The organism is Nocardiopsis sp. NPDC006139 (genome assembly GCF_040614155.1).
Classification (GTDB): Bacteria; Actinomycetota; Actinomycetes; order Streptosporangiales; family Streptosporangiaceae; genus Nocardiopsis; species Nocardiopsis changdeensis.
In genome coordinates, this window is record NZ_JBEXTT010000023.1 from 33,136 (window position 1) to 59,121 (window position 25,986).

The window sequence follows — 25,986 nt, forward strand, 5'->3', positions numbered from 1 at the left end:
TGTCCGGTGCCGCCCGGGACCGCGTTTCCGGGGGGCCGGGCTTGTCCCCGGAACGCGGCTCTGGTGGTATGGATGTGTCCCCCGTCACCCTCGGCGGGGCGCACCCCGATCTGGCGCACGGAGCACGCGCGGGCGTGCCACGGACGGCTCCGCCGTGCGTCCGCGCCGGAGGAGACATGACCCGTCCCCCGCGGGAGAGCGGCCGCACGGACCCGTTCTCCGACATCCCCCCGGAGGTGGGCGCCCGCATGCGCTCCCTCGCACCGGTACTGGTGGAGGAGGCGCTCGCCGGCATCCACCACAGGCTCGGCGAGGCCCTGGTGGCACCGGACGCGAAGGCGGGGGCGCGCCGCCTGCTCGACATCGGGGTGAAGGGGTTCATGGAGCGGTTGGGGACCGGCCGCGGCCCCGACGAGGCGCTGCTCGCGCGCTTCCGGGCGTTCGGCGCCCACGAGGCCGGGCACGGACGCGGCCTGGAGCGCCTGCACGCCGGGATGCGCGTCATCGCCGCCGCCGTCTGGCGCGTCCTGTCCGACGACGACACCCTGTCCCGCGACCTGCTGGGGCCGCTGGGCGAGGCCGTCCTGCTCTTCGAGGAGGAGCTCGGCGAGGCCGCGGCCCAGGGGCACGCCCGGGTGAGCGCCGCGGGCGCCGACGCCTCCCGGCACCGCCGCACCCGGTTCCTGGAGGCCCTGCTGGCCGGGGTCGGCCGGGATCCGGCGGCGGTCACAGCGCTGGCCCGCGGCGCCCACTGGCGCACGCCCGAGCGCGCCGCCGTGGTGCTGCTCCACCCCGGGTCCGCGGGCGAGGGGGCCGCCCGGTCCGACGCCCTGCCCCCGTCGCTGCCGCCCGATGCCCTGGTGGACCTGGAGCGCCCCGAGCCCTGCGCCCTGGTGCCCGACCCCGAGGGCCCCGGCAGGCTGCGGGCCCTGGAGCGGTCGCTGCGGGGCTCCTGCGCGGTGCTGGGGCCGAGCGTGCCGCTGGAACGCGTCCCGGAGTCGCTGGAGCGGGCCCGGGAACTGGCCGAGCTCGTGCGTTCGGGCGCGGTCCCCGGGGAGGGGCTGGTGCGCTGGGACGACCACCTGCTGGCGCTGCTGCTGTCCCGCGACCCCGCCCTGCTGTCGGCGATGGCCCGGTCCCGGCTGGCACCGCTGGCCGAGCTGCGCCCGCACCAGCGGGAGCGGATGGCCCAGACCCTGCTGGCCTGGCTGGAGGCCGGGTCCAACGCCAACGAGGCCGCCGAGCGGCTGCACATCCACCCGCAGACCGTGCGGTACCGGATGCGGCGGCTGGAGGAGCTGTTCGGTGCGCGGCTGCGCGACCCCGGCGAGCGGTTCGAGCTCGAACTCGTGCTGCGCGCCCGCGGGCTGCCCGGGACCGCCGAAGGGCTCTGAGGGCCGCTCGGAGGGTCCCGGGCCGAACGGGGCCGGCCCCCGCGGGGTCAGTCCCGCGGGGCCAGGGCCCGCACCACCCGGGCCGGGTCGGTCCCCGGCGGCAGGATCGGGGCCAGGGCCGGGGTGGTCACCCCGTTCTCGACGTAGGCGGCGACGCGCTCGCGGCAGTACCCGGCCGGTCCGTGCACGATCAGCTCGTCCACCACCGCGTCGGGGATGGCGGCCAGCGCGCCCTTGCGGTCGCCCTCCTCCCAGGCCTTCCACATCGGGGCCAGCTCCTCTCGGCCCAGCCACTCGTGGAACGCCCGGTAGACCGGGACGTTGAGGTAGGCCGCGATCGCCCGGCGGCCGATCCCCCGGGCGGTGTCCGGGTCCACTTCGGGGATGACGAAGATCCGGGCGACGATCTCCTTGCCCTCGCCCTGTTCGTGCACGTGGGGGACCACGGTGCGCACGTCCTCGGCGGACAGCCAGTTGATGATGGCGCCGTCGGCCTCGCGTCCGGCCAGCCGCAGCATGCCCGGGCGCAGCGCCGCCACCAGGATCGGCGGGGCCTGCGGCGGCACCGCCCCCAGGGTGAAGCCCTGGACGGAGAACGTGTCGTAGTCGGCCTTGACCCGGGCACCGGTGAACGCCTCGCGCAGGAAGCGGACGGTGTCGCGGACCTTCTTGTAGGGCTCGGTGAAGGGGACGGCGTTCCAGCGCTCGACGATGATGTTGGAGGAGGTGCCCAGCCCCAGGGCGAACCGGCCGGGCGCGGCCGCGGCCAGCGTCGCCGCGCTCATCGCCAGGGTCGCCGGGCCGCGCGTGTAGGCGGGCACGATGGCGGTGCCCAGGCGCAGGTCGGGGGCCCAGACCGAGGCCAGGGCCAGGGGGGTGAACGCGTCGGTCGAGCCCGCCTCGGCCGACCACAGGTCGGTGTAGCCCTGGTCGGGCATGCGCTCGATGATCGCTCTCTGATCGGGGAGCGGGATCCCTTCGAGCGGAACGGTCATGCCCCAGCGACTGGTCATGGTGGCTCCCTGTCGGTGTCGTCCGTGCCGGTGACCCCCGACCATACCGCCCGGTCGGTCTGCCGTCTTCGGGCGGCCCCGCGACACGGCGGCCGGGAGCCGGGACGCGCGGTCGCGCACCGGCGTATGTTCGTAGGGCCCGAGAAACAGCAACGAACGAAGGAGGCCCCTCACCGTGGCCGTGCCACCCTCCCCCTACGACTTCCTGCCCCCGGTCGCGTCGTTCACCGTGACCAGCACCGACGTCGCCGACGGGCGCGCCCTGCCCCGAGCCCAGGTCAGCGGGATCATGGGCGCGGGCGGCGAGGACGTCTCGCCGCAGCTGTCCTGGAGCGGCGCCCCCGAGGGGACGCGGAGCTTCGCCGTGACCTGCTTCGACCCCGACGCCCCCACCGCGAGCGGGTTCTGGCACTGGGCGGTGGCGAACATCCCCGCCGACGTCACCGAACTGCCCGCGGGGGCCGGGTCCGGCGAGTCCGGCGCCCTGCCCGCCGGGGCCGTCACCCTGCGCAACGACGCCGGGTCCCACCGCTACATCGGCGCCGCCCCGCCGGCCGGGCACGGACCGCACCGGTACTTCTTCGTGGTGCACGCCGTGGACGTCCCCGAACTGTCCGTGGACGCCTCCGCCAGCCCCGCGTTCCTCGGGTTCAACCTGTTCTCGCACTCCATCGGGCGCGCGATCGTCACCCCCGTCTACGAACAGAGGTAGGACGGTCGGACGGCGTGTCGAGGGCGGGTGTCCTCTCCCCAGAGAGCACCCGCCCTCGGCCCTCTTCCTCCCGGGGGCCGATGGATACACGCGCGAGGGGCCCCCGCGGTTCACCGCCGAGCCGGAACCGGCCAATGACGGGCCATCGCGCCCGCCGCGGACTACTCTCGGTCCATCCCCCGCGATCCGCCCGACACGGCTTGGAAGGATTCGTCCGGTGCCAGAGAAGTCTTCGAGGAAACCGACCATCGTGGTGACGACGGCGGGGTCGGCGCCCACCCCCGGCACCATCCTCCACCTGCGGTCGCGGGGCTACCGCGTGGTCGCCACCGACGTCGACCCGACCGCACCGGGCCTGTACCTCGCCGACCGCGGCCACCTCGTCCCCCCGGGCGACAGCGAGGCCTTCCTGCCCCGCATGCGTGCGCTGTGCGCCGAGGAGGGCGCCGCCGCGGTCGTCCCCCTGGTCGACGAGGAGCTGCTGCACGTCGGCGGCCTGGCCGAGGACGGCGTCGCCGTGCTGCTGCCGCTGCCCGGGTTCGTCGCCACCTGCCTGGACAAGTACCGGCTCATGCGCGAACTCGACGCCGCCGGGATCGGCGTCCCCCGCACCCGGCTCGCCTCCGAGTGGCCCACCGACACCTTCGACGCCGCACGGGGCCTGGTGGTCAAGCCGCGCAGCGGCCGGGGCAGCCGCGGGGTGCGGTTCGTCGACTCCGTCGGCGACCTGGCCCGGGTCGTGGCCGAGAGCGGCCTGCCCGCCGACGAGCTCATCGTCCAGGAGCGGATCACCGGGCCCGAGTACACCGTGTCCGTGGTGGTCTGGCGCGACGGCGGCGTGCAGGCCGTCGTCCCCAAGGAGGTCGTCCTCAAGCAGGGCGTCACCAAGTACGCGGTGACCCGCCGCAACGAGGCGGTCATCGAGACCTGCCGGGCGGTCCAGGAGTCCCTGCGGGCCGACGGCCCCTTCAACGTCCAGCTGAGCCTGGACGGGGACGGCGCGCCCCGGGTGTTCGAGATCAACCCGCGCTTCTCCTCCACCTCCGCCCTCACCACCGCCGCCGGGGTCGACGAGATCGCCGGGCTGGTGGGCCAGGCCGTGGGGGGCGGTCCGCGGCTCGCCGACGACTGGCGCGAGGGGGTGGCCATGGTGCGGCACTGGACCGACGACTTCATCGACGAGGAGCAGTTCACCTCGCACGGCATCAGCCCGGCGCCCGCGGCCGTCGGCGTCCCGGTCCGGGACCCCGCCCTGGCCCCGGCGACCCCGCTCGCGGGGCGGTGAGCGGACCCGTGAGCGAGCTGTTGAGCGGAACGGCCGACGGGGCCGCAAAGGGCCCGGGGAGCGCGCACCCGCTGGCGGAGGCGGTGGCCGGAGCGGTCACCGAGGTCGGCGCCCTGCTGCGCGAATGGCGCGGGGACGCCGAGGCCCTGCGGGGGGTGTGGGAGGGGAGCCAGTTCAAGGCCGGGGCCGACGCCCGGGCGCACCGGGCTCTGTCCGACCGGCTCACCGCGATCGACCCGGACATCCCCGTGGTCAGCGAGGAGGACCCCGGCTCCCTGGCCCGGGAGCGGCCGCCCCGGTACTGGCTGATCGACCCCGTCGACGGGACCGCCAGCTACGCGCACGGGTTCCCCGGGTACGTCACCCAGGCCGCCCTGGTCATCGGCGACCGCCCCGAGGTCGCCGCCGTGTACGCCCCCGAGTCCCGGACCCTGTACACCGCCGTGCGCGGCCGCGGAGCCCGCCGCGACGGCGTCCCCCTGCCCCGCCACCCGGCCGTCCCGCCCGGGCAGGGGGTGCTCACCGACAACACCCCCGAACCGCGCGGCATCGCCGCCCGGGTCGCCGAGCGCTTCGGGTACGGCGGCTACCTGGAGAGCGGCAGCATCTCCCTGAAACTGTGCCTGATCGCCGAGGGGACCGCCCACCTGTTCGTCAAGGACGTGCCCGTGCGCGACTGGGACGTGGCCGCGCCCGGCCTGGTCCTGGCCGAGACCGGGGGCCTGCTCACCCGGCTGGACGGTACGCCCTTCCCCTATCGGGGAGGGTACGAGCACACCGGCTTGGTCGGCGGAGCCGACCCGGCGACCTGCCGCACGGTCGCGCGCTGGCTCACCGCCCGATGACCCTTCCCCCGTCCCGGGGGTCACGCGTATCGTGTGGGCACCGCACCGCGCCCCGGGGGGTGGGAAGTGGAGAACAGGTACCGCACACGCGCCTCCGACGACGAGCGCGAGCAGATCGTCGAGCGGCTCACCACGGCGTTCGTGGAGGGCCGCCTGGACCTGGTCGAGTACGAGCGCCGGGTGGAGTCGGCACTGAGCGCGGTGCTGATCGGCGAGCTCGACCGGCTCATCGCCGACCTGCCCGCGCCCGCCCCGCCGCCGCTCGTGCCGTCCGCCCGGGAGGAACCCCGGTGGGAGCACGCCGACGAGTGGCGGTGGTGGCTGGGCATCGCCGTGCTCCTCACGGGGGTGTGGGGCGCGGCGGTCCTCATCGGCGGCGAACCCGTGCCGTACTGGCCGCTCGTCCCCCTGGGGATCTGGGCGGCGGTGCTGCTGGCCTCCCTCATCTGGCCCGACGAGGGCGAACCCCTCTAGGCCGGGTTCTTTGAACCTCCGCCGCGCCTCGGCCCACCCGGCGCCCGCCACCGCCCTCGACGGCCGGGCTGCGGCCGCAGCCCGGCCACCTCGCCCGGCGCCCCCTGAGGGGGAACCCTCGGCCCCTCCGGAGCGGTCCTCGCCCGCCCGTCGCGTGGCGGAAGGTCCTCGACGGACGGCCTGCGGCCACAGGCCTCCCTCGGGAACCGCTCCTCCGGGGCCTCCAGAACCCCATCGGGCGCCTCACGAACCCCAGTGGCAGAGGAGACTCAGCCCACGGCGTGGAGCCAGCGGACGGGGGCGCCGTCTCCGGCGTAGCGGAAGGGCTCCAGCTCCTCGTCCCAGGCGCGGCCGGTGAGGCGGTCGATCGCCGCGGCCAGGTCGGAACCGCCGCCGGCGGCCTCCTCCACGGCCAGGCGCAGCCTGCCCTCCGGTACCAGGACCTCCCCGGCGGCGCTGGTGACCGCGGTGAACATACCGAGGGACGGCGTGTAGCTGTAGCGCACGCCGTCGCAGCCGGGCGACCCCTCCTCGGTCACCTCGAACCGCAGGCGCTGCCACGTGTTCAGCGCCGAGGCCACCTGCCCCGCGGTCCCCGGCCGCCCCTGCCAGTTCAGCTCGGCGCGGTGGTTGCCGGGTGCCGCCGGCTGGGCGACCCAATCGAGTTTCACGGGCACTCCTACGACACCCGCGACCGCCCACTCGACGTGTGGGCACAGCGCCGCGGGCGCGGAGTGGACGTACAAGACGCCACGTGCGGACACCGAACCTCCTGATACGAACGAGTGCGCTTCCCCGACGCCCTCGTACCACGAGAAGGTTGCATACCCGCCTGAATGCCTTTGCCCCATTGTGCCCGAAGGGCACCCTGAGGACCAGCGATCTTCTGGGATCTCCCAGTATCCCCCGCCCCTCCGGAGTAACGTGTGCCCCGAAGGTGCTATGGGGGAATCCGATCATAGTGGGGGCGCGTTTGCCAGACCAGTCGCACGAGGACCCTGAAACCGTACTTTCCAGCGACCTACGGCACGAACACCCCTCGACATTGGCCACAAGCGGACTCGGCCTTGACGACGCCGAACTCGTGCGCCGGGCCGCGAATGGCAGCCGCGAGGCCTGGCGGGACATCGTCGACCGCCACCTGCCGATGGTCAACGGCATCGCCCGCTCCTTCGGGCTGTCCGCGCCGGACCGCGAGGACGTCGTCCAGACGGTGTGGCTGACCCTCAACCTGCACCTGCCCCGGCTCCGCGAGCCGCACCGCCTGCGAGCCTGGCTGTCCCGGGTCACCCGCGACAAGTGCCTGCGCCAGCGCGGGCGCGACGCCCGCCAGTACCCGACCGACCCGGAGGAGTTCGCCCGTGTCGGCGGGAACGCCCCGGACCCGGAGGCCGAGTACCTGCGCAAGGAGCGCGACGAGGCGCTGCACCGGGCGGTCGACCGCCTGCGCGACCCCGCCGAGCGCCGGGCCGCGCTGCGCATCCTCGAGCCCGGTTCCACCCCGCCGCCGCAGGACCGCCGGGCCGCGTTCAACGAGCGCCGCCGCATGGTCCGCCGGCTGCGCAACACCCTGGAGGACGAGATATGAGCAGCCGGGAGGAGCGGGAGGGCCTCGAGGGCCGGGAGGCCGCGCTGGCGGCCTTCGACCGGAGCGTGGACGCCGTGGACCTCGCCGTCCTCGTGGCCGAGCGGGGCCCCCGCACCGAGGAGGTGCGCTCGGTGGACGACCCGGTCGTCGGGGAGCTGTCCTTCGAGTTCGGGGACGTGCGCATCGACCTGGCCCTGCACGCCCGCGGCCCCTCCCGCACCCTGTCGGGGACGGTCCGGGGCGATTTCGAGTACGCCCTGCTGGAGGCCCACCGGCCGGGCGGCGGCGAGGACGTCGCCTCCGTCGAGGAGACCGGCGAGTTCGCCCTGCCGGACCTGCGCCGCGGGCCGATCCGGCTCACCCTCCGCCGCGACGCCGAGGCCCCGCTCAGCACGGAGTGGTTCACCCTCTGACCGCCGTCCGCAGACAGGGCCGGACGGTCACAGAAGGGGCGGTTCCGAATTGCCATTGCATCCCGCCGGGAACCCCCGCGCGCTCGTCGGCCTTCGCACCCCCTTGTCCGCTTTTGGGCGGCCGGCTCCGAGGTGACTTCACGTTCTCACCTCCACACGGACCGTCACCCGCTGCTATTCCTAGAGGTGCTCCTCCCCCTCGGAGAAAGGCGGCCGGACCTTGCCCCCGTCCCGTCCCGCACCCCGTTCCTCGACCCCCTCCGTCCGTTGGCGAACAGGCCGGGACGGGCGGGTGGAAAGGTCCGGCCGCCTCCTCCTCCAACGGGTGGTCCTCGGTGTCGCCCTGGCCGAGCGCGGGCTGTTCGACCGGACCGTGGAGATCCTCGACGACACCCACGTCCGGCTGCGGCGGCACCCGTTGGCGGAGGAGGCCGCGCCCGTCCTGCCCGGGTTCCTCGCCAACCTGGGGCTGGCCCGGATCCTGTGCGGAGGGTTCGGCGCGGCCGAGGACCACCTGGAGGAGGCCCGTTCCCTGGCGTTGGAGCGGGACCTGCACCTGTTGGAGCTGGTCACCCGGCAGAACCTGGGCTGCCTGGCACTGCGCAGGGGCGACGCCGCCGGGGCGATCGCCACGTTCACGGGCCTGGCGCACCGGCTGCCGACCGACCGGCGCGAGGCGCTGTGCGCCGACCTGGCGGAGGCCCTGCTGGCCGAGGGACACCTGGAGGAGGCCGCGCTCACCCTGGCGGACGGCCCGTGGGCGCACGGCCGGTCGGCGCAGCCGGTCACCCTGCTGGTGGAGGCCAAACTGCGGCTGCTGCGCGGCGACCGCCACCGGGCGCGGGAGCTGGCCCGCCGGGTTCGGGAGACCCACGGCCCGGGGTCGCTGTGGTACCGCCTGGCCGTGCGGCTGGAGGAGATGGCCGAACGGGTGTGCGCGGCTCCGCTGGACTGGTCGTCCGCGTCGCCGCAGGAGCGGGCGCACGCCGCACTGGAACTGCGGCGGCCGGTGAGCGCCTCCGAGCCCGTTCCCCGCCTGGTCGCGGCGCACCGGGCGGTGGACGTGCAGCTCCCCCCGTGGCCCCCGGCCCCGCGGACGGCCGATGGCGCACGGGCGGCCCGCACCGAACAGCCGCCCCCGGAACCGCGGGCGCTCCGGTTCCCCGAGGGATCCGCCGGTCACCGGCCGGCCGGCGGTGCGCGGGGGGCCGGGGACCGGCGGGCGGCCCCCGGTTCGCGGCTGACCCGTGAGTCGCAGGAGGTCCGCGGCCCGTGGACCGCCTTCGCGGGGCCCGCCGAAGCGGACCCCCGGGTGCTCGGGGACCCGCAGGTGGCGCGGGCCGGGGTGGAGGTGTCGCTGGCGCGGGGCGACCTGCGCGGTGCGCTGGAGTGGGCCGAGTTCACCGTGCCCCCGGCGCCGCGGGTGCCGGCGGGGCGGTGCGACCCGGTGGTCGAGCGGTACCGGGAGGCGCTGGCGAACGGACGGGACCGGCACTGCCTGGTGTACGCGCGGCGGTGGGAGCGGGCGCGGTACGCGCAGGGTGCGGCCGCGCGGGAGTGCGCTCCGGTGGGCGCCCGGCTGGCCGGGCTGCTGGGCGGCCGGGCGTTCGTGCGCCTGGTGGTCGTGGGCGACGTGGTGGCGCTGGTCGTGGTCGACGGCCGGGTGCACGCCCGGTCGCTGGGCCCGCCCGCGCGGGTGGCGCGGGAGTTCGGCGCGGCGCTGGCCCCCGTGCTGGAGCTGGTGGACGACCGGCCGCTGGTGGTCGCCGCCGACCCGCGGCTGGGCCACCCGCCGTGGGGCGCGCTGCCCGGGCTGCGCGGCCGGCCCGTCGCGGTGGTGCCGTCGGCGCGGGCGTGGGCGGACCGGGTGGTGCGGCCGCTCCCCCGGTGGCGGCGGGTGCTGCTGGCGGCGGGCCCGGCGCCGCGGGGCGCCGTCCGCGAGGTCGCCGACCTGGGCAGGGTCCACTCCCGGGCGCACAGGGCCGTGCGGGTCGGCGAGGTGGCGGCGGGCGCCGCGGGCTGCGACCTGGTGCACCTGTCCGGGCACGGCCGGGTGGCCGAGCGCTCCCCGCTGCTGTCGTCGGTCGCCCTGGCCGACGGCCCGCTGCTGGCCCTGGACCTGGTGTCGGCGGCGCCTCCGGAGGTGGTGGTGCTGACCTCGTGCGGGGCCGGGCGCTTCGCCGGGGCACTGCTGGAGGCGGGGGTGCGCGCCGTGGTGGCCAGCCCGGCCCCGGTACGCGATGCCGGGACCGGGCGGGCCGTGGCCGGTTTCCACCGGGCGCTGGCGGCGGGCGCCGCCCCGCCCGAGGCGGTGGCCGCCCACCTGGGGCGGCACGGCTTCGTGTGTCTGGGGGCCTGACTCACCAGCCCCGTTCGCGCCACTCGTCCAGGTGGGGGCGCTCCACTCCCAGAGTGGTGTCGCGCCCGTGGCCGGGGTAGACCCAGGTGTCGTCGGGCAGGACCCCGAACACGCGCTCCTCGACGTCGCCGAGAAGGGTTCGGAAGTCCTCGTCGGACCAGGTGCGGCCGACCCCTCCCGGGAAGAGGCTGTCGCCGGTGAACAGGTGGACGTGCCCCTCGGGGTCGTCGTAGCGCAGCGCGATCGACCCGGGCGTGTGGCCGCGCAGGTGGATGACGGTGAGGTGGCAGTCCCCCACGGAGATCCGCGAGCCGTGGACGACGGGCTCGTCGACGGAGACGGGCAGTTCCTCGCCGTCCTCGGGGTGGGCCACGGTGCGGGCGCCGGTCTCCCCGACCACCTCGGCCAGGGCCTGCCAGTGGTCCTGGTGGCGGTGGGTGGTGATCACCCGGTCGAGGCCGTCGGCGCCGATGAGTTCGAGGATGCGGTCGGGCTCGGCGGCGGCGTCGATGAGGGCGGCCTCGCCGGTGGAGCGGCAACGCAACAGGTAGGCGTTGTTCTCCATGGGGCCGACGCTGATCTTGGTGATGGTCAGATGCGGTAGTCGTCGCAGGTCGGCGGGGCCGCCGACCCTGGTATCTCCGGAGTAGCTCACCCGACCATTGTGACCTCTGCGCAGGAGCGGACGCACCGGACGCCCCGAAAGGAGGGGCGTCCGGCCGCGGTCACCTGGCCCAGCGCGGCGGGCGCTTCTCGAAGAAGGACAGCCGGCCCTCGGCGGCGTCCTCGCCGGCGAAGAACTCGGCGGACAGCTCCCCCATGCGGGCGAACGCCTCGGCCCGCCGCTCGGGGGCGGCCAGCGCCCCGGCGCCGAGTTCGCCGAGCAGTTCCTTGGTGCGCGAGAGCGCCTTGGGCGCGGAGCCGCGGATGCCCTGGAGGACGGCGTCGAGGGCGTGCGCCATGTCGCGGTCGGGCACCGCCTGGGTGATGAGCCCGGCCTTGGCGGCGGCGGAGGCGTCGAAGAGCTCGCCGGTGAGGAAGTAGCGGCTGAGCTGGCGCGAGTGCATCCGGGCGGACACGGGGACGGAGATGATCGCGGGCACCACGCCGATGCGCACCTCCGTGAACGCGAAGGTGGCGCTCTTGGGGGCCAGGGCGATGTCGGCGGCGGCGACCAGGCCGATGCCGCCGGCGCGGGCGGCGCCGTTGAGGACGGCGATGACGGGCTTGGGGGCGCCCATGATCTGCTCGAAGACCTCCGGCAGCTCCGGGGCGGGCTCGACGGGCTCCCCGGCCAGCGCGGCGGCGACCTCCTTGAGGTCGGCCCCGGCGCAGAACACGGGCCCGGTGCCGGTGAGGACGACGGCGCGCACCTCGTCGTCGGCCATGGCGTCGGACAGCGCCTTGGAGAGCTCCGACCGCAGCCGCGCGGACAGCGCGTTGCGGTTGCGGGGGGAGTCGAGGGTGACCGTGGCCACCCCCCTGTCCACGTCGAGGCGTACCAGGGGCGTGTCGTCCTTGGGCGTCGGGGACGAGTGCTGCGTCATCGCAGACCGACCTTTCTCCGGGTCCATCATCTCCGCGGGTGCGGGGAGTGTGTGAGAGCGGGCGCGCCGTCGGGGTACGGCGTGCACGGAAACGCCTGGTTTGTGACCGGACGCGCCTCTCTTGTGGCGGAATGCACGAATCCGGTTCCACCCTAGACGGACGGGTCGCCGGGGCACCACGGCCGGGTGAACCGTGTTCGTTAAGTCCGCGTCACGGCCGGGGGGCGAACGCGTGAAACGCGGCGGGGCCGGGGACCGCGGCGGTCCCCGGCCCCGCAGGGTCCCGGTGTCAGCGGGTGGCCGCCGACAGCGCGTTCGCGAAGTTCAGCATGGTGGCGACGGCCTCGGCCCCGTCGGCCGCCTCGCTCACCCGCAGGGTGAGCGGCTCGGCGGTGATGGCGCCGGTGTAGCCGTGGTCGAGCTCGCAGCTCTCGTCGGCGCAGGAGGCCGGCTCCAGGTCGATGTGGGCGACCGCGCCCCAGTTGACGGAGAGGTTGACGCTGAGGACCAGCTCGCTGGGCATGCTCCCGGGCGTGTACTGCGCGGGGTTGGGCACGACCCTGGTGAGGGCGACCGACTGGATGTTGCCGAGCTGGATGCTGTCGGTGGTGGTGGACGCGTGCGAGGTGCCGCCGGGCTCGGTGGGCGGGTGCTCGTCGGTGTGGCACACCACGAGCCGGGTGGCGGTGAGCAGCATGACGGTGATGTGCCGCCGCATCTCCATCGCCGGGTCGAAGGTCGCCTCGTGGTGCACGACGAACGCCTCGGCGCTCTCGTCGCCCAGGGCCGTGGCGACGGCGTCGATCACCAGCGCGGGATAGTAGCCGCTGCGTTCGATCTCCAGCCGCCAGTCCGTGGACACGGCGCGTGTTTTCCTCATATCCCTATCCTGCCTCCTCCCCGCGGCACTTCGCGACCGCTGGGAGAAACGGGATGCCCAGTGCCTGATCAGGACGCCACCCCTCGCCCGGACCCGGGCGCGGGCCGCCGCATCAGAACGTCACCCCGCGCAGCCGCCGGGGGCCGGCGTCGGGCCGGACCTCGGGGGCCTCGCGCAGCCACATGCGGGCGCCGAGCACGTGCGCGCCGGTGGCGTTGACCAGCACCGGGTCCAGGTCGATGTAGCCGATCTCGGGGAACGCCTCCACCAGGCGCGAGACACGGATGAGGAGCTCCTCCAGCGCCTCCACGTTGGGCTGCTCGGCCAGGGAGGTGGCCCCGGCGGGCAGCCCGAACAGCAGCGGCGCGGCGCGCACGGCGTGGATGAGGTCGGCGGCGTCCATGTCGGTGAGCGGGGCCAGCCGGAACGCCCGGTCGTCGAGGAGTTCGGCGGTGACGTCGGCCAGGCCGAAGGAGACCACCGAGCCGAACGACCGGTTGTCGCCCGCGCGCACCACGGTGGGCACCCCGGGGGCGACCATGCGCTGCACGACCAGGTCGGCCTCCGCGCCGAACCGGTCGGCCAGCGACAGGTAGGCGCTGCGCACGTCGTCGGGGGTGCGCAGGTCGGCGCGGACGAAGGTGCCCCCGGCCCGCACCCGCAGGTCGGGCGAGTCGGCCTTGACCACCACGGGGTAGCCCAGCCGCCCGGCGGCCACCACGGCCTCGTCGGCGGAGGACACGGGGATGTCGGGGTAGGCGGTGATGCCGTAGCAGGAGAGGAGTTCGCGGGTGTCCTCGGCGGAGACCGCGGTGTCCTCGTCGTAGCGGCGCTCGCCGCCGAACCAGACCTCCTCCCCCGGGGCGTTCTTGAGCGCCCGGGTGATGGTGGCGCGGGCCCGGGCGCCGTCGATGTCGGGCAGCTCGGGGTGGCGGCCGGGCTTGCGGTCGCGCCACTGGGTGTACCGGGTGGCGTAGGCCAGGGCGCGCACGGCGTCCTCGGGCGCGGGGTAGGAGGGCACCGAGCCGCGCAGGGTCTCCCCGCGCTCGCCCACGTGGCGCAGCTCCTCGGGGACGCCCTGGCGGGCCAGGTAGGTGGTGACGATGGGCTTGTCCGAGCCCAGCGAGCGGGCCCGCAGCACCCGGGCGACGTCGTCGGAGATGGGGTGCAGGGCGGGGACGAACACGACCACGACGGAGTGGACCTCGTCGTCGGCCAGCGCCGCCTCCAGGGCCCGGTCGAAGTCGTCCGCGGTGGCCTGCGGGCCCAGGTTGACGGGGTCGTGCGGCTTGAGGCCCTGGCGGACCGCGGCGTCCTTGACCAGCAGCTCCAGGGAGTCGGAGTTGCCGATGACGCCGACCCGGGGGCCCTTGGGGAGGGGCTGGTAGGCGAACACCTGGGCCGCGTCGAACATCTGCGTGATGTCGTCGACCCGGACCACGCCGGCCTGCTGGAACAGCGAGGTGACGGCGTAGTCGGGCAGCGCCAGCCCGCCCGCCGCGTGCCCCGTGGGGGTGGTCTGCGCGGACCCGCCGCTGCGCACCGCCACGACCGGCTTCAGCTTGGCCAGGCGCCGGGCCAGGCGGGTGAACTTGCGCGGGTTGCCCAGGGACTCCAGGTACTGGAGGACGACCTCGGTGGAGGGGTCCTCCTGCCAGTACTGCATGAGGTCGTTGCCGGACACGTCGGCGCGGTTGCCCGCGGAGACGAACGTGGACAGGCCCATGCCCCGGTCGGCGACGCGCTGAAGGATGGCCCGGCCCAGGGCGCCGGACTGGGAGAAGAACCCGATGGGACCGCTGCGGGGCAGGTCGGGCGACAGGGTGGCGTTGAGGGACACCGAGGGGTCGGTGTTGGCGACGCCCAGGCAGTTGGGGCCGACCACGCGCATCCCGGCGGCGCGGGCGGTGCGCACCAGCTCGTCCTGGCGGGCGCGCCCCTCGGGACCGGTCTCGCCGAAGCCGGAGCTGACCACGATCAGGCCGTGCACGCCCTTCTCGGCGCACTGCTCCACCACGTCCGCGACCGCGTCGGCGCGCACGGCGACCACGGCCAGGTCCACCTGGTCGGGGATGTCCAGCACGGAGGGGTAGGCGCGCACGCCCACGACGGCCTTGGCCTCGGGGTGGACCGGGTAGACGGGGCCCTGGAACTCGCTGTCGAGGAGGTTGCGCAGGGCGGTCTGGCCGATGGTGTGGGCGGTGCGGCTGGCGCCGATGACCGCGACGGACTCCGGGAACAGCAGCCGGGCGATGGAGCGCGACTCGGCGCGCTGCTCGCGGGCCCGCATGACCTCGGTGGAGTCGTCGGTGGGCTGGATGTCGAGGGTGAGCCGGATGACCCCCTCGTCGAAGGTCTGCTGGGCGGTGTACCCGGCCTCGCGGAAGACGTTGATCATCCGCCGGTTCTCCGGGAGCACGTCGGCGATGAACCGGCGGATGCCGCGTTCGCGGGCGGCCGCGCCGATGTGCTCCAGCAGGACGGAGGCCAGCCCGCGCCCCTGGTGGGCGTCCTCCACGACGAAGGCGACCTCGGCCTCCTCCGGGGCGACCTTGTCGTAGCGCACCACCGCGACGAGGGCGTCGGAGATGGTGGCGACCAGGGCCACCCGGTCCTCGTAGTCGACCGTGGTGAAACGTCTCACGTCGCGGTCGGAGAGGCGGGGGTAGGGCGCGAAGAACCGGTAGTAGATCGTCTCCGGGGAGAGTCTGCCGTGGAACTCGCGCAGCAGGTCGGCGTCGTCCGGGGTGATGGGGCGCAGGTGGGCGGTGCCTCCGTCGGTGAGGACGACGTCGGCTTCCCAGTGGTTCGGGTAGGACTGCACGACTGCGAGACTAGACGACAATCGGTCGATTCCGGGGAAAGTCGATGCGGTCGGCGCGAAAACACCCGCGGTACGTCCCGTCCCCGGGGGCCCGAGGTCCCGATCCGGGACCGAGCACCCTATGGCCGGATACGCTTGTCCACGGGGCTCGGCTCCGGGACGAGGGCCCCGAATCGGCGTGTGTCCGGGGTGCCGTCACTTCGTTACACACCGCTGACGATTCACCTGTTAACGTCGAGCGGGCACGAATTCTCATGACTCGGTGGTGGCTGGCGATATGACACGAGTGGTCGTGATCGGTGATCTGATGACCGACGCCGTCGCGCGCGCGTTCCACCCGTTGGCCCGCGGCAGCGACACCCCGGCGTCGGTGGTGATGTACGGAGGCGGCTCGGGGGCCAACATCGCCTCCTGGCTGGCCGTGGAGGGCACCGAGACCACGTTCGTGGGCCGGCGCGGATCCGACATCACCGGGCGCACCCGCGAGATGGAGCTGATGGGCTACGGGCTCGACTCCCGGATGGTGATGGACCCCGAGGTCGCGACCGGGACCTGCGTGGTGATGATCACCCACCGGGGCGACCGGACGATGCTGAGCGACCCGGGCGCCAACGCCCGCCTCCAGCCCGAGGACCTGCCGCGCGACGTGTTCGGCCCGGACGGGCACCTGCACGTGTCGGGCTACACGCTGATCAACGCGGACTCGCGCCGGGCGGCGCGGGTGGCGCTGCGGATGGCGCGCGAGAGCGGCATGTCCATCTCGGTGGACGGCGGCTCGCACGCCCCGCTGGAGCGCGCCGGCGCGGAGAACTTCCTGGACTGGACGCAGGGCGCCCGCCTGCTGTTCGCGAACCTGGCCCAGGCCAAGGTGCTGACCGGCCGGGAGGACCCGGAGGCGGCGGCCAAGGTGCTCACCGCCTGGTTCCCGAACGTGGTGCTGAAGCTGGGCGAGGAGGGCGGCCTGTGGGCGTCCAAGACCCGCGACGACGTGGTGTGGGCCCCGGCCGACCAGGTGGACCCCTCGCCGGGCTCGGTGGGCGCGGGCGACGCGTTCATCGCGGGCTTCCTGCCCGCGTGGCTGGCGGGCCGCCACCCCAAGGAGGCCCTGGCCCGGGCGCACCGCCTGGCGGCGCGCGCCCTGCACCAGCCGGGCGCCCGCCCGGACCTGGGCAACGGCCAGCCGGTGCGGCGCGGCGCCCCGCGCGGCCAGCGCATCCGCTGACCCGCACCCCCATGACGTCCCGCGACGGGGCCCGGCTTCGGCCGGGCCCCGTCCGCGTTTTCGGAGTGCCCCAGGACCGGCCGTCGGACCGACCACGGCCCGGCGGGGGCTCCGCACACCCGGGATGCGGCGGCCGAAGACCGTTCGCGGCAGCGGGCAAGGGAGCGCACGCGCCGGTGGGCGTCCGCGGCGCTCGGGTGTCCGGTGCCGACCCGAACGGACGGCGGGTGTCCGTGGCGGCGCGGGCACCGGGCGTGGGCGGGAACCGCGTCCGGGCGGGGGTCAGCCGCCGGTGGTGGCGAGGGTGAGGGGCAGGACCGCGGGCGCGCCGAGTTCGCGCAGGATCGCGGCGCCGACGGTGAGGCTCCATCCGGTGTCGGTGTGGTCGTCGACGAGCAGCACCGGCCCCGGCGTCTCGGCCTGGAGGCCGTCCAGGGCCTCGGCCAGGCCGGGGGCCGGGACCAGGGCCCGGTGCACCTGGGCCAGGCGCATGGCGCTGTTGTGCCGCCGCTCCCCCGGGCCCTCCGGGGTGGCGTAGGCCAGGGAGCCCACCGGGGCGAGGCGGCCCAGGGCGCACAGGCGCCCGGCCAGGTCGTTGATCATCCGCGGCCGGGTGAGCGAGGGCATGGCCACGACGCCCACCGGCCTCTGCTCCCAGTCCCAGGCGGCCAGGACGCGCACCAGCCCCTGGAGGACGCGGTCGCTCACCGGGGCCTCGGGGGCATCCTCGGCGAGCAGGGCGCGCAGCTCGGCCCCCCAGCCGATGTCGGTGAACCGGCCCAGGGCGCGGCCCGGCGCGGCCTGGAGCTCGGGCTTGATGCGCCCCGACAGCGGCACCCCCAGGGTGTCCATGCCGGTGGGCCACTGGCGGCGCGGCTCGATGAGCACGCCCGGCCGGTCCAGGTGGGCGGCGGCCGCCTCCCGGCGGCCGGGGTCGACCCCGGTCTCCCAGGTGCGGCCGGTGCAGTTGTCGCAGCGCCCGCAGGCGGTCGCCTCCGGGTCGTCCAGCTGGCGGCGCAGGAACTCCATCCGGCAGGTGTCCAGGGCGGTGTAGTCCAGCATCGCCCGCTGCTCGGTCTCCCGTGCCTTGGCGACCGCCTCGTAGCGTTCGGCGTCGTAGGACCAGGCCCGCCCGGTGGCCTCCCAGCCGCCGCGCACCCGGCGCACCGCCCCGTCGACGTCCAGGACCTTGAGCATCTGCTCCAGACGGCTGCGGCGCAGGTCCACCCGGGTCTCCAGGCGGGCGACGGACAGCGGCCCGCCCTCGGCCAGCGCGTCCAGGGTGCGGCGCACGGTCTCCTCCGGCGGGAAGGACAGGCTCGCGAAGTACTCCCAGATGCGGGTGTCCTCGCGCCCGGGAAGCAGCACCACCTCGGCCCGCTCGACCCCGCGCCCGGCACGGCCGACCTGCTGGTAGTAGGAGATCGGCGAGGAGGGCGCGCCCAGGTGCACGACGAACCCCAGGTCGGGCTTGTCGAAGCCCATGCCCAGGGCGCTGGTGGCCACCAGCGCCTTGACCCGGTCGGCCAGCAGGTCGTCCTCGGCGGCGCGGCGCTCGTCGGGGTCGGTCTGCCCGGTGTAGGAGCGCACCTCCATGCCCTGCTCGGCCAGGAACCGGGCGGTCTCCTCGGCCGCCGCGACGGTGAGGGTGTAGACGATCCCGGAGCCGGGGATGCGGGGCAGCTGCTCGGCCAGCCAGGCCAGCCGGTCGGTGGGCTCGGGCAGGTCCACCACCGACAGGTGCAGGCTCTCCCGGTCCAGGGGCCCGCGCAGCACGAGCGTCTCGTCCCGGTCGGCCCCGGCCCGCAGCTGCTCGGCGACGTCGCGGGTGACGCGCTCGTTGGCGGTGGCGGTGGTGGCCAGCACCGGGACGCCGTCGGGCAGGTCCAGCAGCAGGGAGCGGATGCGCCGGTAGTCGGGGCGGAAGTCGTGGCCCCAGTCGGAGACGCAGTGGGCCTCGTCGACGACGACCAGCCCGGCCCCGGCGGCCAGCTCGGGCAGCACCCGGTCGCGGAACTCCGGGTTGTTGAGGCGCTCGGGGCTGACCAGCAGCACGTCGACCCCGCCCGCCTCCACGTCGGCGTAGACGGCCTGCCAGTCGGTGGTGTTGGCGCTGTTGACGGTGCGGGCGCGGATGCCCGCGCGCTCGGCGGCGGAGATCTGGTTGCGCATGAGGGCCAGCAGCGGCGAGACGATGACGGTGGGCCCCGCGCCCCGGGCCCGCAGCAGGGCGGTGGCCACGAAGTACACCGCCGACTTGCCCCAGCCGGTGCGCTGGACGACCAGGGCCCGGCGCCGCTCGGCGACCAGGGCGTGGATCGCGGTCCACTGGTCCTCGCGCAGCCGGGCGGAGTCCCCGGCCAGGGCGCGCAGGTGCGCCTCGGCGCGCTCGCGCAGGTCCCCGTCGGCGGGGTCGGTGGTGAGGGTGGGGTCAGGGGTGGTGGCCATGATCCCTTCGTACCAGAGCGGGCCGACGCCCGGGGCGTCGTCCACTCCCGCCCGTCGCCCACCACCGCCCTCAACGGACACCTCCGGCGCGGCCCCCCTGCCCGTCGCCCGCCACCGCCGCCGAGCGGTACCCCCGAAGCACCTCCCCCGTCCCTCGCGCGCCGCCCGGTTCGCGGGTCGCTCCGGTTCCCGCCGGCCACGGGAGCCGACGACGGTAACAAAACAGAAACTTTCGAAGTTTCCTCCATTGCGCTCACATCTTCGCCTGAGCACACTCTGAGCACGGTTCCTCACGCATGGGAGCGCTCCCATACGCGAACCCCCCGCTGAACCCAGAGAGGCGAACCGATGGACGACAACCACCCGCCCCCCGCCCCCTCCCGACGGTCCCCCGGCCGCGGCACCGCCGCCGTCCTGGCGGCGCTCGCGATCGGCGGCGCGACCGCCCTCACCACCACCGCCCTCACCGCCGGCCCGAACGCGGCCCCCGCCGCGGCCGCGGCCCTGGTCCCGGTCGGCGCCGGGAGCTACGACGACGCCCTCCCCGCCGGCGCCACCGGCCCCTCCGACCTCAACGGGGCGCCGGTCGACCCCAAGGTCACCGAGGATTTCGAAGGACCGGCACCCACCAACGAGTGGTGGTCCTCACTCATCTTCCAGCGCTACCCGGACAACCCCTACGGCGAGAACCTCTACGCCCACCCGGCCACCTACCGGCCCCACGCCGGGGGCCTGGAGATGGGCCACCCCCGCGAACCCCGGCTGGTCGCGGACGGCCTCAAGTACGAGTTCCCGCACACCGCCGACCTCTCCCTGGGCGCCGTCGGCCTGGACTCCCCCGACACCCGGGTCGCCGACAGCGGCGACTGGACCGTGACCGCCCGCTGGTCGGGCGGCCCCACCCTGGACGTCACCATCGGCCAGGGCCTGCCCTTCGCGCACGCCCGCACCGACGGCGGCGACGCCGAGGTGGCCTTCACCGGTTCGCCGGACGTCTGGCACGAGGAGGGCTCGACGGTCGGCGCCACCGTCAACGGCAACCACTACGCCCTCTTCTCCCCCACCGGGTCCCCCTGGACCCGCTCGGGGGACACCTTCACCGCGCCCACCGGGGACGGCGGGCACTACTCCGTCGCCCTGCTGCCCTCGCCGGACGCGCTGGACGACTTCGCCCCCTACGCCCACTCCGCCGTCACCGGCTCCGTCGTCGAGTACGACTACGACGAGGCGGCCGCCACCCTCACCAGCACCTACCGGGTGGAGACCGAGGCGCTGGAGGGCGGCGCCGAGGGCACCGTCCTGGCGATGTACCCCCACCACTGGGGCAACAGCGACGACGAGGTCGCCGGCCTGTCCTACGCCTCCCCGCGCGGGGAGATGCGCGTGGCGCTGGGCGGCTCCTTCACCACGGAGCTGACCACACAGGGCATCCTGCCGAGCCTGCCCACCGTCGACTCCGCCGACCACGACCGGCTGCGCCTGCTCATCGACGAGGTCCTCGCCGAGGACGCGCACTTCCCCTCCCCCGGGGACACCTACTGGGACGGCAAGGCCATGGGCCGCCTGGCCCAGCTGGTGCCCATCGCGGACTCCATCGGGTACACCGAGGCCCGCGACGAGCTCCTGGGCCTGCTCAAGGGGCGCGTCGAGGACTGGCTGACCGCCGGGGGCGGCCGCGGCCTGCACTACGAGGCCGACTGGGGGAGCCTCCTGGGCTACCCGGACAGCTTCGGCGCCACCACCGAGCTCAACGACCACGACTTCCACTACGGCTACCTGGTCTCGGCCGCCGCCACCATCGCCCGCTACGACCGTGACTGGGCGGCCGAGGACGCCTGGGGCGGCATGGTGCGCATGGTCATCGACGACGTGGCCGCCACCGAGGCCGGCCTCTTCCCCCGCCTGCGATCCTTCTCGCCCTACGCCGGGCACGGCTGGGCCTCCGGCCACGCCGGGTTCGCCGCGGGCAACAACCAGGAGTCGTCCTCCGAGGGCATGCACTTCGCCTCCTCCACCGCGCTCTTCGGCGCGCTGACCGGCGACGAGGAGCTGCGCGACCTGGGCGTCTTCCTGCACACCACCCAGGCCTCCACCGTCACCCGCTACTGGCAGGACCACGGCGGGGAGGCCTTCCCCGACGGGTTCGGCCACGACGTGGTCGGCATGGTCTGGGGCGACGGCGGCGACTACCGCATCTGGTGGGACGGCGGCGACGAGGAGCACTACGGCATCAACTACCTGCCGATCACCGCGGGCTCCCTCTACCTGGGCCACGACCCGGCGCACGCCGGGGCGATGTACGAGTCCCTCGTGGACCGCCTGGGCCGCGAGCCCGAGATCTGGCGCGACATCCACTGGGCGCACCGGGCGCTGTCGGACGGCGACGCCGCCCTGGACATGTTCGAGGCGCAGTGGCAGACCTACGAGCCGGAGGCGGGCGGCTCCAAGCCGCACACCTACCAGTGGATCTCCACCCTGGCCGAGGTCGGCACCGTGGACACGTCCGTCACGGCCGACACCGCCCACTACGCGGTGTTCTCCGACGTCGACGGGCGCGCCTACACCGCGTTCAACCCCGGCGGCTCGCCGATCACGGTCACCTTCTCCGACGGCACCGAACTGGAGGTGGCCCCCGGCACCCTGGCCTCCACCGTCGGCGAGGGCGGCGGGGGCGACCCGGGCGGCCCCGACCCGTCGCCCGACCCCGACCCCGGGGGCGGCGACCTGGGCGACGGCGTGCTGTACCCGAACGGGTCGGACCTGTCGGCCGAGCCCCCCGGCACCGCGGGCGTCATCACGGTCCCCGACGCCGGGGGCGCCAACCGCGACGGCGACCCGCCCGCGGACGCCGTGGTCCTCGAACTGGAGGGTGTGAGCGGTTCCTTCGACGGCGGGGAGACCGCCTTCTCCCTGCCGGTGGACTCCGGGGCCTCGGTCGCCAACGCCGTCCAGGTGCGCGTCGAGTACGACTTCGACGGCGACGGGACCGTCGACCGGACCGAGACCTACCCCTACTTCGCCACCGACGACGTCGCCGGGTGGGAGTCTTACACGCAGGGCCGGGGCCCCTCCTCCGTCTCCGGCGGCTTCGCCGACCTCGACGGCGGGACCGTGCGCCTGAAGATCTGGAGCGCCCTGGGCACGGCCGACTCCAGCGTGCGGACCGGCGCGGACGGGGGTGCCACCCTGACCGTCCCCTTCGGCGGCTGACCCGCGCGACGACACCCCGGCGGCCCCGCTCCGATTCGCTCCCGGAGCGGGGCCGCCCCTCAGTGGGAAGGTCATAAAGCGCCACCGCCACGGACGAAACCCGCCAGTCGCGCGACTCACACACGCCCGACCACGCGCACACGTACGTTTCAGTCTCTGGTTCGGGCCAGAATTACGGACATGGCCCGTACAACTTCCCACCCCCCCGAGGATCTCGCAGAGAAGATCATCGACATCGACGTCTCCGAGGAGATGCGCGGCAGCTTCCTCGAGTACGCCTACTCGGTGATCTACCAGCGCGCCCTGCCCGACGCGCGGGACGGCATGAAGCCCGTCCAGCGCCGCATCCTGTACCAGATGAACGAAATGGGGCTGCGCCCGGAGCGCGGGCACGTCAAGTGCGCCCGCGTGGTCGGTGAGGTGATGGGCCGCCTGCACCCCCACGGCGACTCCGCCATCTACGACGCGCTGGTGCGCCTGAGCCAGCCCTTCGCCATGCGCGTCCCCCTGGTGGACGGCCACGGCAACTTCGGCTCCCTGGGCGGCGACGACGCCCCCGCCGCCATGCGGTACACCGAGGCCCGCCTGGACCGGGCCGCCGAGCTGCTGGTGTCGGGCATCGACGAGGACGTCGTCGACTTCAAGCCCAACTACGACGGCCAGGAGACCGAGCCCGAGGTCCTGCCCGCGGCCTTCCCGAACCTGCTGGTCAACGGCGCCGCCGGCATCGCGGTCGGCATGGCCACCAACATGGCCCCGCACAACCTTGGCGAGGTCATCGCGGCGGCCCGCCACCTCATCGCCCACCCCGAGGCCACCCTGGAGGAGCTCACCGAGTTCGTCCCGGGCCCGGACCTGCCCACCGGCGGCACCATCGTCGGACTGGACGGCATCCGCGACGCCTACCGGACCGGGCGGGGCACGTTCAAGACCCGCGCCACCGTCGCCATCGAGAAGGTCAGCGCCCGGCGCACCGGCCTGATCGTCACCGAGCTGCCCTACAACGTGGGCCCCGAGAAGGTCGTCGCCCGCATCAAGGAGCTGGTGCAGTCCAAGAAGCTCCAGGGCATCTCCGACCTGAAGGACCTGACCGACCGCAACCAGGGGCTGCGACTGGTCATCGAGCTCAAGAACGGCTTCAACCCCGAGGCCGTCCTGGAGGAGCTCTACCGGCTGACGCCGATGGAGGAGTCCTTCGGCATCAACAACGTCGCCCTGGTCGACGGCCAGCCCCAGACCCTGGGCCTGCGCGAGCTCCTCCAGGTCTACGTCGGCCACCGCCTGGAGGTCGTGCGCCGCCGCAGCGAGTTCCGCCGCCGCAAGCGCCGCGAGCGGCTGCACCTGGTGGACGGCCTGCTGGTGGCCCTGCTCGACATCGACCGCGTCATCGCGCTCATCCGCGAGGCCGATGACTCCACCGCGGCCCGCGAGTCGCTGATGTCGGCCTACGACCTGTCGGACATCCAGGCCCGCTACATCCTGGACACCCCGCTGCGCCGCCTGACCAGGTTCGACCGGCTGGAGCTGGAGACCGAGCGCGACCAGCTCAACAGCGAGATCGACGAGCTCACGTCGATCCTGGAGTCGGACAAGAAGCTGCGCCGGGTCGTCTCCAAGGAGCTGGGCGACGTCTCCAAGAAGTTCGCCACCCCGCGCCGCACGCAGCTGCGCGAGAGCGACGGCGTCTCCCGCGCCGCGGTGATCCCGCTGGAGATGGCCGACCAGCCCTGCCACGTGCTCATGGACGTGGACGGGCGGATCGGCCGCAGCCGGGGGGCCGTCCCGCCGCCCATGTTCGAGGGGCTGCGCGTGCGGCACGACGCGATCGCCGTGTCGGTGCCCACCACCTCCCGTTCGGACGTCGGCCTGGTCACCGACCTGGGGCGGATGATCCGCGTACCGGTGGTGGAGCTGCCCGAGCTGCCCGACGAGGGCGAGGAGGCCCCGCCGCTGGCGTCGGGCCTTCCGGTCACCGAGTTCGTCCAGCTGGACGGGGACGAACGGGTCGTCTCGGTGGTGTCCATGGACGCCTCCGGGCCCGGTTTCGTGCTGGGCACCGTCGCCGGCGTGGTCAAGCGGGTCGCCCCGGACTACCCGCCCAACAAGGACGACTTCGAGGTCATCACCCTCAAGGACGACGACCGCGTCATCGGCGTCTCCCAGCTGTCCACGGGCGAGGAGGACCTGGCGTTCGTCACCTCCGAGGCGCAGCTGCTGCGCTTCTCCGCCTCCGCGGTGCGCCCGCAGGGCCGCCCGGCCGGCGGTGTGGCGGGCGTACGGCTGCCGGAGGAGGCCCGCGTGCTGTGGTTCGGCGCGGTGAGCAGCCCCGAGGACTCGGTCGTGGTGACCGTGTCCGGTGCGAGCAGCGCCCTGGAGGGCACCCAGGCCGGAGCGGCCAAGGTCACCCCGTTCTCCGCGTACCCGGCCAAGGGCCGCGCCACCGGCGGTGTGCGCTGCCACCGCTACCTCAAGGGCGAGGACACCCTGCTCATGGCGTGGATCGGCCGGAGCCCCGCGCGGGCCGCCCGCGCCGACGGCAAGCCGGTGCGCCTGCCCGACACGACCGAGCGCCGGGACGGGTCGGGTGAGGCTCTGCCGCGCGCGATCGTTACGGTAGGGAGTGGACGGACCGACTTCGGTATCACGGCCCCGGGTTCCGGGGCCTGAGGAAGTCGCAACATGCCGTGCACACCGACCTGGTTCGATGTGCACGGCATCGTCTTGGGTACGGACTGAGGGGGATCTCATGAGCAACGACAGCACGAGCGGCCCGGCGGGCGGCGCGTTCGACGACGTCATCGCCGCCAACGAGGACTACGCGGCCCGGTATTCGCTGGCTGGGCTCAAGCCCGTCGCCGCGCGCGGCCTGGCCCTGGTGACCTGCATGGACTCCAGGATCGAGCCGCTGGACCTGCTGGGCCTCAAGCCCGGCGACGCCAAGATCATGCGCAACGCGGGCGCCCGGGTGACCGATGACACCCTGCGGACCCTGGTGCTGGCCGTGTACCTGCTGGGAGTGGAGCGGGTGCTGGTCATGCCGCACACCAGGTGCAAGATGGCGTCCGTTCCCAGCGACGACGCTGTGCACGACACCATCATGGAGGAGTACGGGGTGGACACCCGCAGCCTGGACTTCCACACCGACAACGACCAGCTGGGGGCGCTGCGGCACGACCTGGAGCGCATCCGCCACCACCCGCTGCTGCCCGCCGGACTGCCGGTGGCGGGGGCGGTCTACGACGTGGACACCGGCCGGATCTCCCCCGTCGACTTCTGAGGGGGACCCGCGGGCGTGTGCGCCCCCGGTGACCGGGGATCAATCAGGGGAATGCGGTCGTCCCCCCGACCGTTCGACCCGACGACGGCCCCCGTGCCGCCGGGAGGAGCACTCGTGGAAGAGAGCACGTACGACATCTTCAACCGCGCCCGCATGTTCATGGAGCTGGGCGACCCCATCTACGCGGCCAGAACCCTGGAGCCGGCCGTGGAGGACGAGCCCGAGAGCCGTTCCCTGCTGGAGCTCCTGGGCCGCGCCTACTTCCACTCCGCGCAGCTGAACAAGGCGGAGCGGACGTTCCGCCGGATCATCGAGCTCGACCCGGTGGACCACTGGGCGCACATCGCGCTCGCCCGCACCCTGGAACGCCAGAGCAGGCACGAGGAGGCGGCCACCTACCGCCGCATGCACGCGGTGATGTCGGGCGGCTCGCTCGACTGAGGGCCGCACCCCGCCGAGGGCCCCCGGGACGCGAAGTCCCGGGGGCCCCGCCGT

20 protein-coding genes are annotated in these 25,986 nt (G+C 74.4%); 13 read left to right on the forward strand and 7 right to left on the reverse strand.

All coding sequences use genetic code 11. From position 1 onward, the window contains the following. The first annotated feature begins 176 nt into the window (after positions 1 to 176). The gene (locus tag ABZ249_RS25980) at positions 177 to 1,394 is read left to right on the forward strand and encodes a helix-turn-helix domain-containing protein (RefSeq protein WP_355267877.1); all 1,218 of its coding nucleotides are present in this window, start codon (positions 177 to 179) and stop codon (positions 1,392 to 1,394) included. A gap of 47 nt (positions 1,395 to 1,441) precedes the next feature. Here ABZ249_RS25980 and ABZ249_RS25985 read toward each other — a convergent pair whose 3' ends face one another. Next, positions 1,442 to 2,407 (reverse strand): LLM class F420-dependent oxidoreductase, encoded by a 966-nt coding sequence (locus ABZ249_RS25985; protein WP_355267880.1) that lies wholly within the window; start codon positions 2,405 to 2,407, stop codon positions 1,442 to 1,444. Positions 2,408 to 2,582: 175 nt separating this feature from the next. On the opposite strand from ABZ249_RS25985, the gene ABZ249_RS25990 reads away from it, so the two are divergent. From ABZ249_RS25990 to ABZ249_RS26005, 4 genes are all read left to right on the forward strand, one after another. Continuing rightward, on the forward strand, positions 2,583 to 3,119 hold the full coding sequence (locus ABZ249_RS25990; protein WP_355267883.1) for a YbhB/YbcL family Raf kinase inhibitor-like protein: 537 nt from the start codon (positions 2,583 to 2,585) through the stop codon (positions 3,117 to 3,119). Between the two features lie 250 nt (positions 3,120 to 3,369). After that, complete coding sequence (locus tag ABZ249_RS25995) at positions 3,370 to 4,404, forward strand: ATP-grasp domain-containing protein (RefSeq protein WP_355268014.1); 1,035 nt, start codon at positions 3,370 to 3,372, stop codon at positions 4,402 to 4,404. 8 nt (positions 4,405 to 4,412) lie between these two features. Beyond that, positions 4,413 to 5,249 carry an inositol monophosphatase family protein gene (locus tag ABZ249_RS26000; RefSeq protein ID WP_355267886.1) on the forward strand — a complete coding sequence of 279 codons (837 nt, stop codon included), beginning with the start codon at positions 4,413 to 4,415 and terminating at the stop codon, positions 5,247 to 5,249. A gap of 66 nt (positions 5,250 to 5,315) precedes the next feature. Beyond that, positions 5,316 to 5,723: a DUF1707 domain-containing protein gene (locus tag ABZ249_RS26005; RefSeq protein ID WP_355267889.1), complete on the forward strand. Its 408-nt coding sequence runs from the start codon at positions 5,316 to 5,318 to the stop codon at positions 5,721 to 5,723. Positions 5,724 to 5,992: 269 nt separating this feature from the next. Here ABZ249_RS26005 and ABZ249_RS26010 read toward each other — a convergent pair whose 3' ends face one another. Further along, positions 5,993 to 6,487, reverse strand: a complete 495-nt coding sequence (locus tag ABZ249_RS26010) for a DUF3145 domain-containing protein (protein ID WP_355267892.1) — start codon at positions 6,485 to 6,487, stop codon at positions 5,993 to 5,995. A gap of 281 nt (positions 6,488 to 6,768) precedes the next feature. Here ABZ249_RS26010 and ABZ249_RS26015 point away from each other — a divergent pair, with 281 nt between their 5' ends. The 3 genes from ABZ249_RS26015 to ABZ249_RS26025 all read left to right on the forward strand — a co-directional run bounded on the left by ABZ249_RS26015 (position 6,769) and on the right by ABZ249_RS26025 (position 10,083). Beyond that, the gene (locus tag ABZ249_RS26015; protein ID WP_355267895.1) at positions 6,769 to 7,311 is read left to right on the forward strand and encodes a sigma-70 family RNA polymerase sigma factor; all 543 of its coding nucleotides are present in this window, start codon (positions 6,769 to 6,771) and stop codon (positions 7,309 to 7,311) included. After that, the gene (locus ABZ249_RS26020; protein ID WP_355267898.1) at positions 7,308 to 7,724 is read left to right on the forward strand and encodes a hypothetical protein; all 417 of its coding nucleotides are present in this window, start codon (positions 7,308 to 7,310) and stop codon (positions 7,722 to 7,724) included. The genes ABZ249_RS26015 and ABZ249_RS26020 overlap by 4 nt, the downstream gene beginning before the upstream one ends. 325 nt (positions 7,725 to 8,049) lie before the next feature. Continuing rightward, positions 8,050 to 10,083 carry a CHAT domain-containing protein gene (locus ABZ249_RS26025; RefSeq protein WP_355267901.1) on the forward strand — a complete coding sequence of 678 codons (2,034 nt, stop codon included), beginning with the start codon at positions 8,050 to 8,052 and terminating at the stop codon, positions 10,081 to 10,083. 1 nt (position 10,084) lies between these two features. Here the strand turns inward: ABZ249_RS26025 and ABZ249_RS26030 are convergent, their stop codons facing one another. From ABZ249_RS26030 to ABZ249_RS26045, 4 genes are all read right to left on the reverse strand, one after another. After that, the gene (locus ABZ249_RS26030) at positions 10,085 to 10,738 is read right to left on the reverse strand and encodes an MBL fold metallo-hydrolase (protein WP_220559722.1); all 654 of its coding nucleotides are present in this window, start codon (positions 10,736 to 10,738) and stop codon (positions 10,085 to 10,087) included. A 70-nt stretch (positions 10,739 to 10,808) separates the two neighbouring features. Next, positions 10,809 to 11,630 carry an enoyl-CoA hydratase-related protein gene (locus ABZ249_RS26035; protein WP_220559721.1) on the reverse strand — a complete coding sequence of 274 codons (822 nt, stop codon included), beginning with the start codon at positions 11,628 to 11,630 and terminating at the stop codon, positions 10,809 to 10,811. Between the two features lie 289 nt (positions 11,631 to 11,919). After that, the gene (locus ABZ249_RS26040) at positions 11,920 to 12,492 is read right to left on the reverse strand and encodes a DUF5998 family protein (protein WP_220565625.1); all 573 of its coding nucleotides are present in this window, start codon (positions 12,490 to 12,492) and stop codon (positions 11,920 to 11,922) included. A 130-nt stretch (positions 12,493 to 12,622) separates the two neighbouring features. Then, positions 12,623 to 15,334, reverse strand: a complete 2,712-nt coding sequence (locus ABZ249_RS26045) for a GNAT family N-acetyltransferase (RefSeq protein WP_355267905.1) — start codon at positions 15,332 to 15,334, stop codon at positions 12,623 to 12,625. A gap of 286 nt (positions 15,335 to 15,620) precedes the next feature. Between ABZ249_RS26045 and ABZ249_RS26050 the strand changes: the two genes are divergently transcribed. After that, entirely contained in the window at positions 15,621 to 16,556 is a 936-nt protein-coding gene (locus ABZ249_RS26050; RefSeq protein WP_220565624.1) for a sugar kinase, read from the forward strand. Between the two features lie 282 nt (positions 16,557 to 16,838). On the opposite strand, the gene ABZ249_RS26055 is transcribed toward ABZ249_RS26050, so the two are convergent. Further along, entirely contained in the window at positions 16,839 to 19,004 is a 2,166-nt protein-coding gene (locus ABZ249_RS26055) for a RecQ family ATP-dependent DNA helicase (protein ID WP_355267908.1), read from the reverse strand. A 348-nt stretch (positions 19,005 to 19,352) separates the two neighbouring features. Here ABZ249_RS26055 and ABZ249_RS26060 point away from each other — a divergent pair, with 348 nt between their 5' ends. The 4 genes from ABZ249_RS26060 (at position 19,353) to ABZ249_RS26075 (ending at position 25,932) form a co-directional block, all read left to right on the forward strand. Next, positions 19,353 to 22,214 carry a glycosyl hydrolase gene (locus tag ABZ249_RS26060; RefSeq protein WP_355267911.1) on the forward strand — a complete coding sequence of 954 codons (2,862 nt, stop codon included), beginning with the start codon at positions 19,353 to 19,355 and terminating at the stop codon, positions 22,212 to 22,214. Positions 22,215 to 22,394: 180 nt separating this feature from the next. After that, positions 22,395 to 24,881 (forward strand): DNA topoisomerase IV subunit A, encoded by a 2,487-nt coding sequence (locus ABZ249_RS26065; RefSeq protein ID WP_355267914.1) that lies wholly within the window; start codon positions 22,395 to 22,397, stop codon positions 24,879 to 24,881. Between the two features lie 79 nt (positions 24,882 to 24,960). Continuing rightward, positions 24,961 to 25,491, forward strand: coding sequence for a carbonic anhydrase (locus ABZ249_RS26070; RefSeq protein ID WP_355267917.1), 531 nt, complete (start codon positions 24,961 to 24,963; stop codon positions 25,489 to 25,491). 114 nt (positions 25,492 to 25,605) lie between these two features. Next, positions 25,606 to 25,932, forward strand: coding sequence for a tetratricopeptide repeat protein (locus tag ABZ249_RS26075; RefSeq protein ID WP_220559714.1), 327 nt, complete (start codon positions 25,606 to 25,608; stop codon positions 25,930 to 25,932). Positions 25,933 to 25,986: the final 54 nt, after the last annotated feature.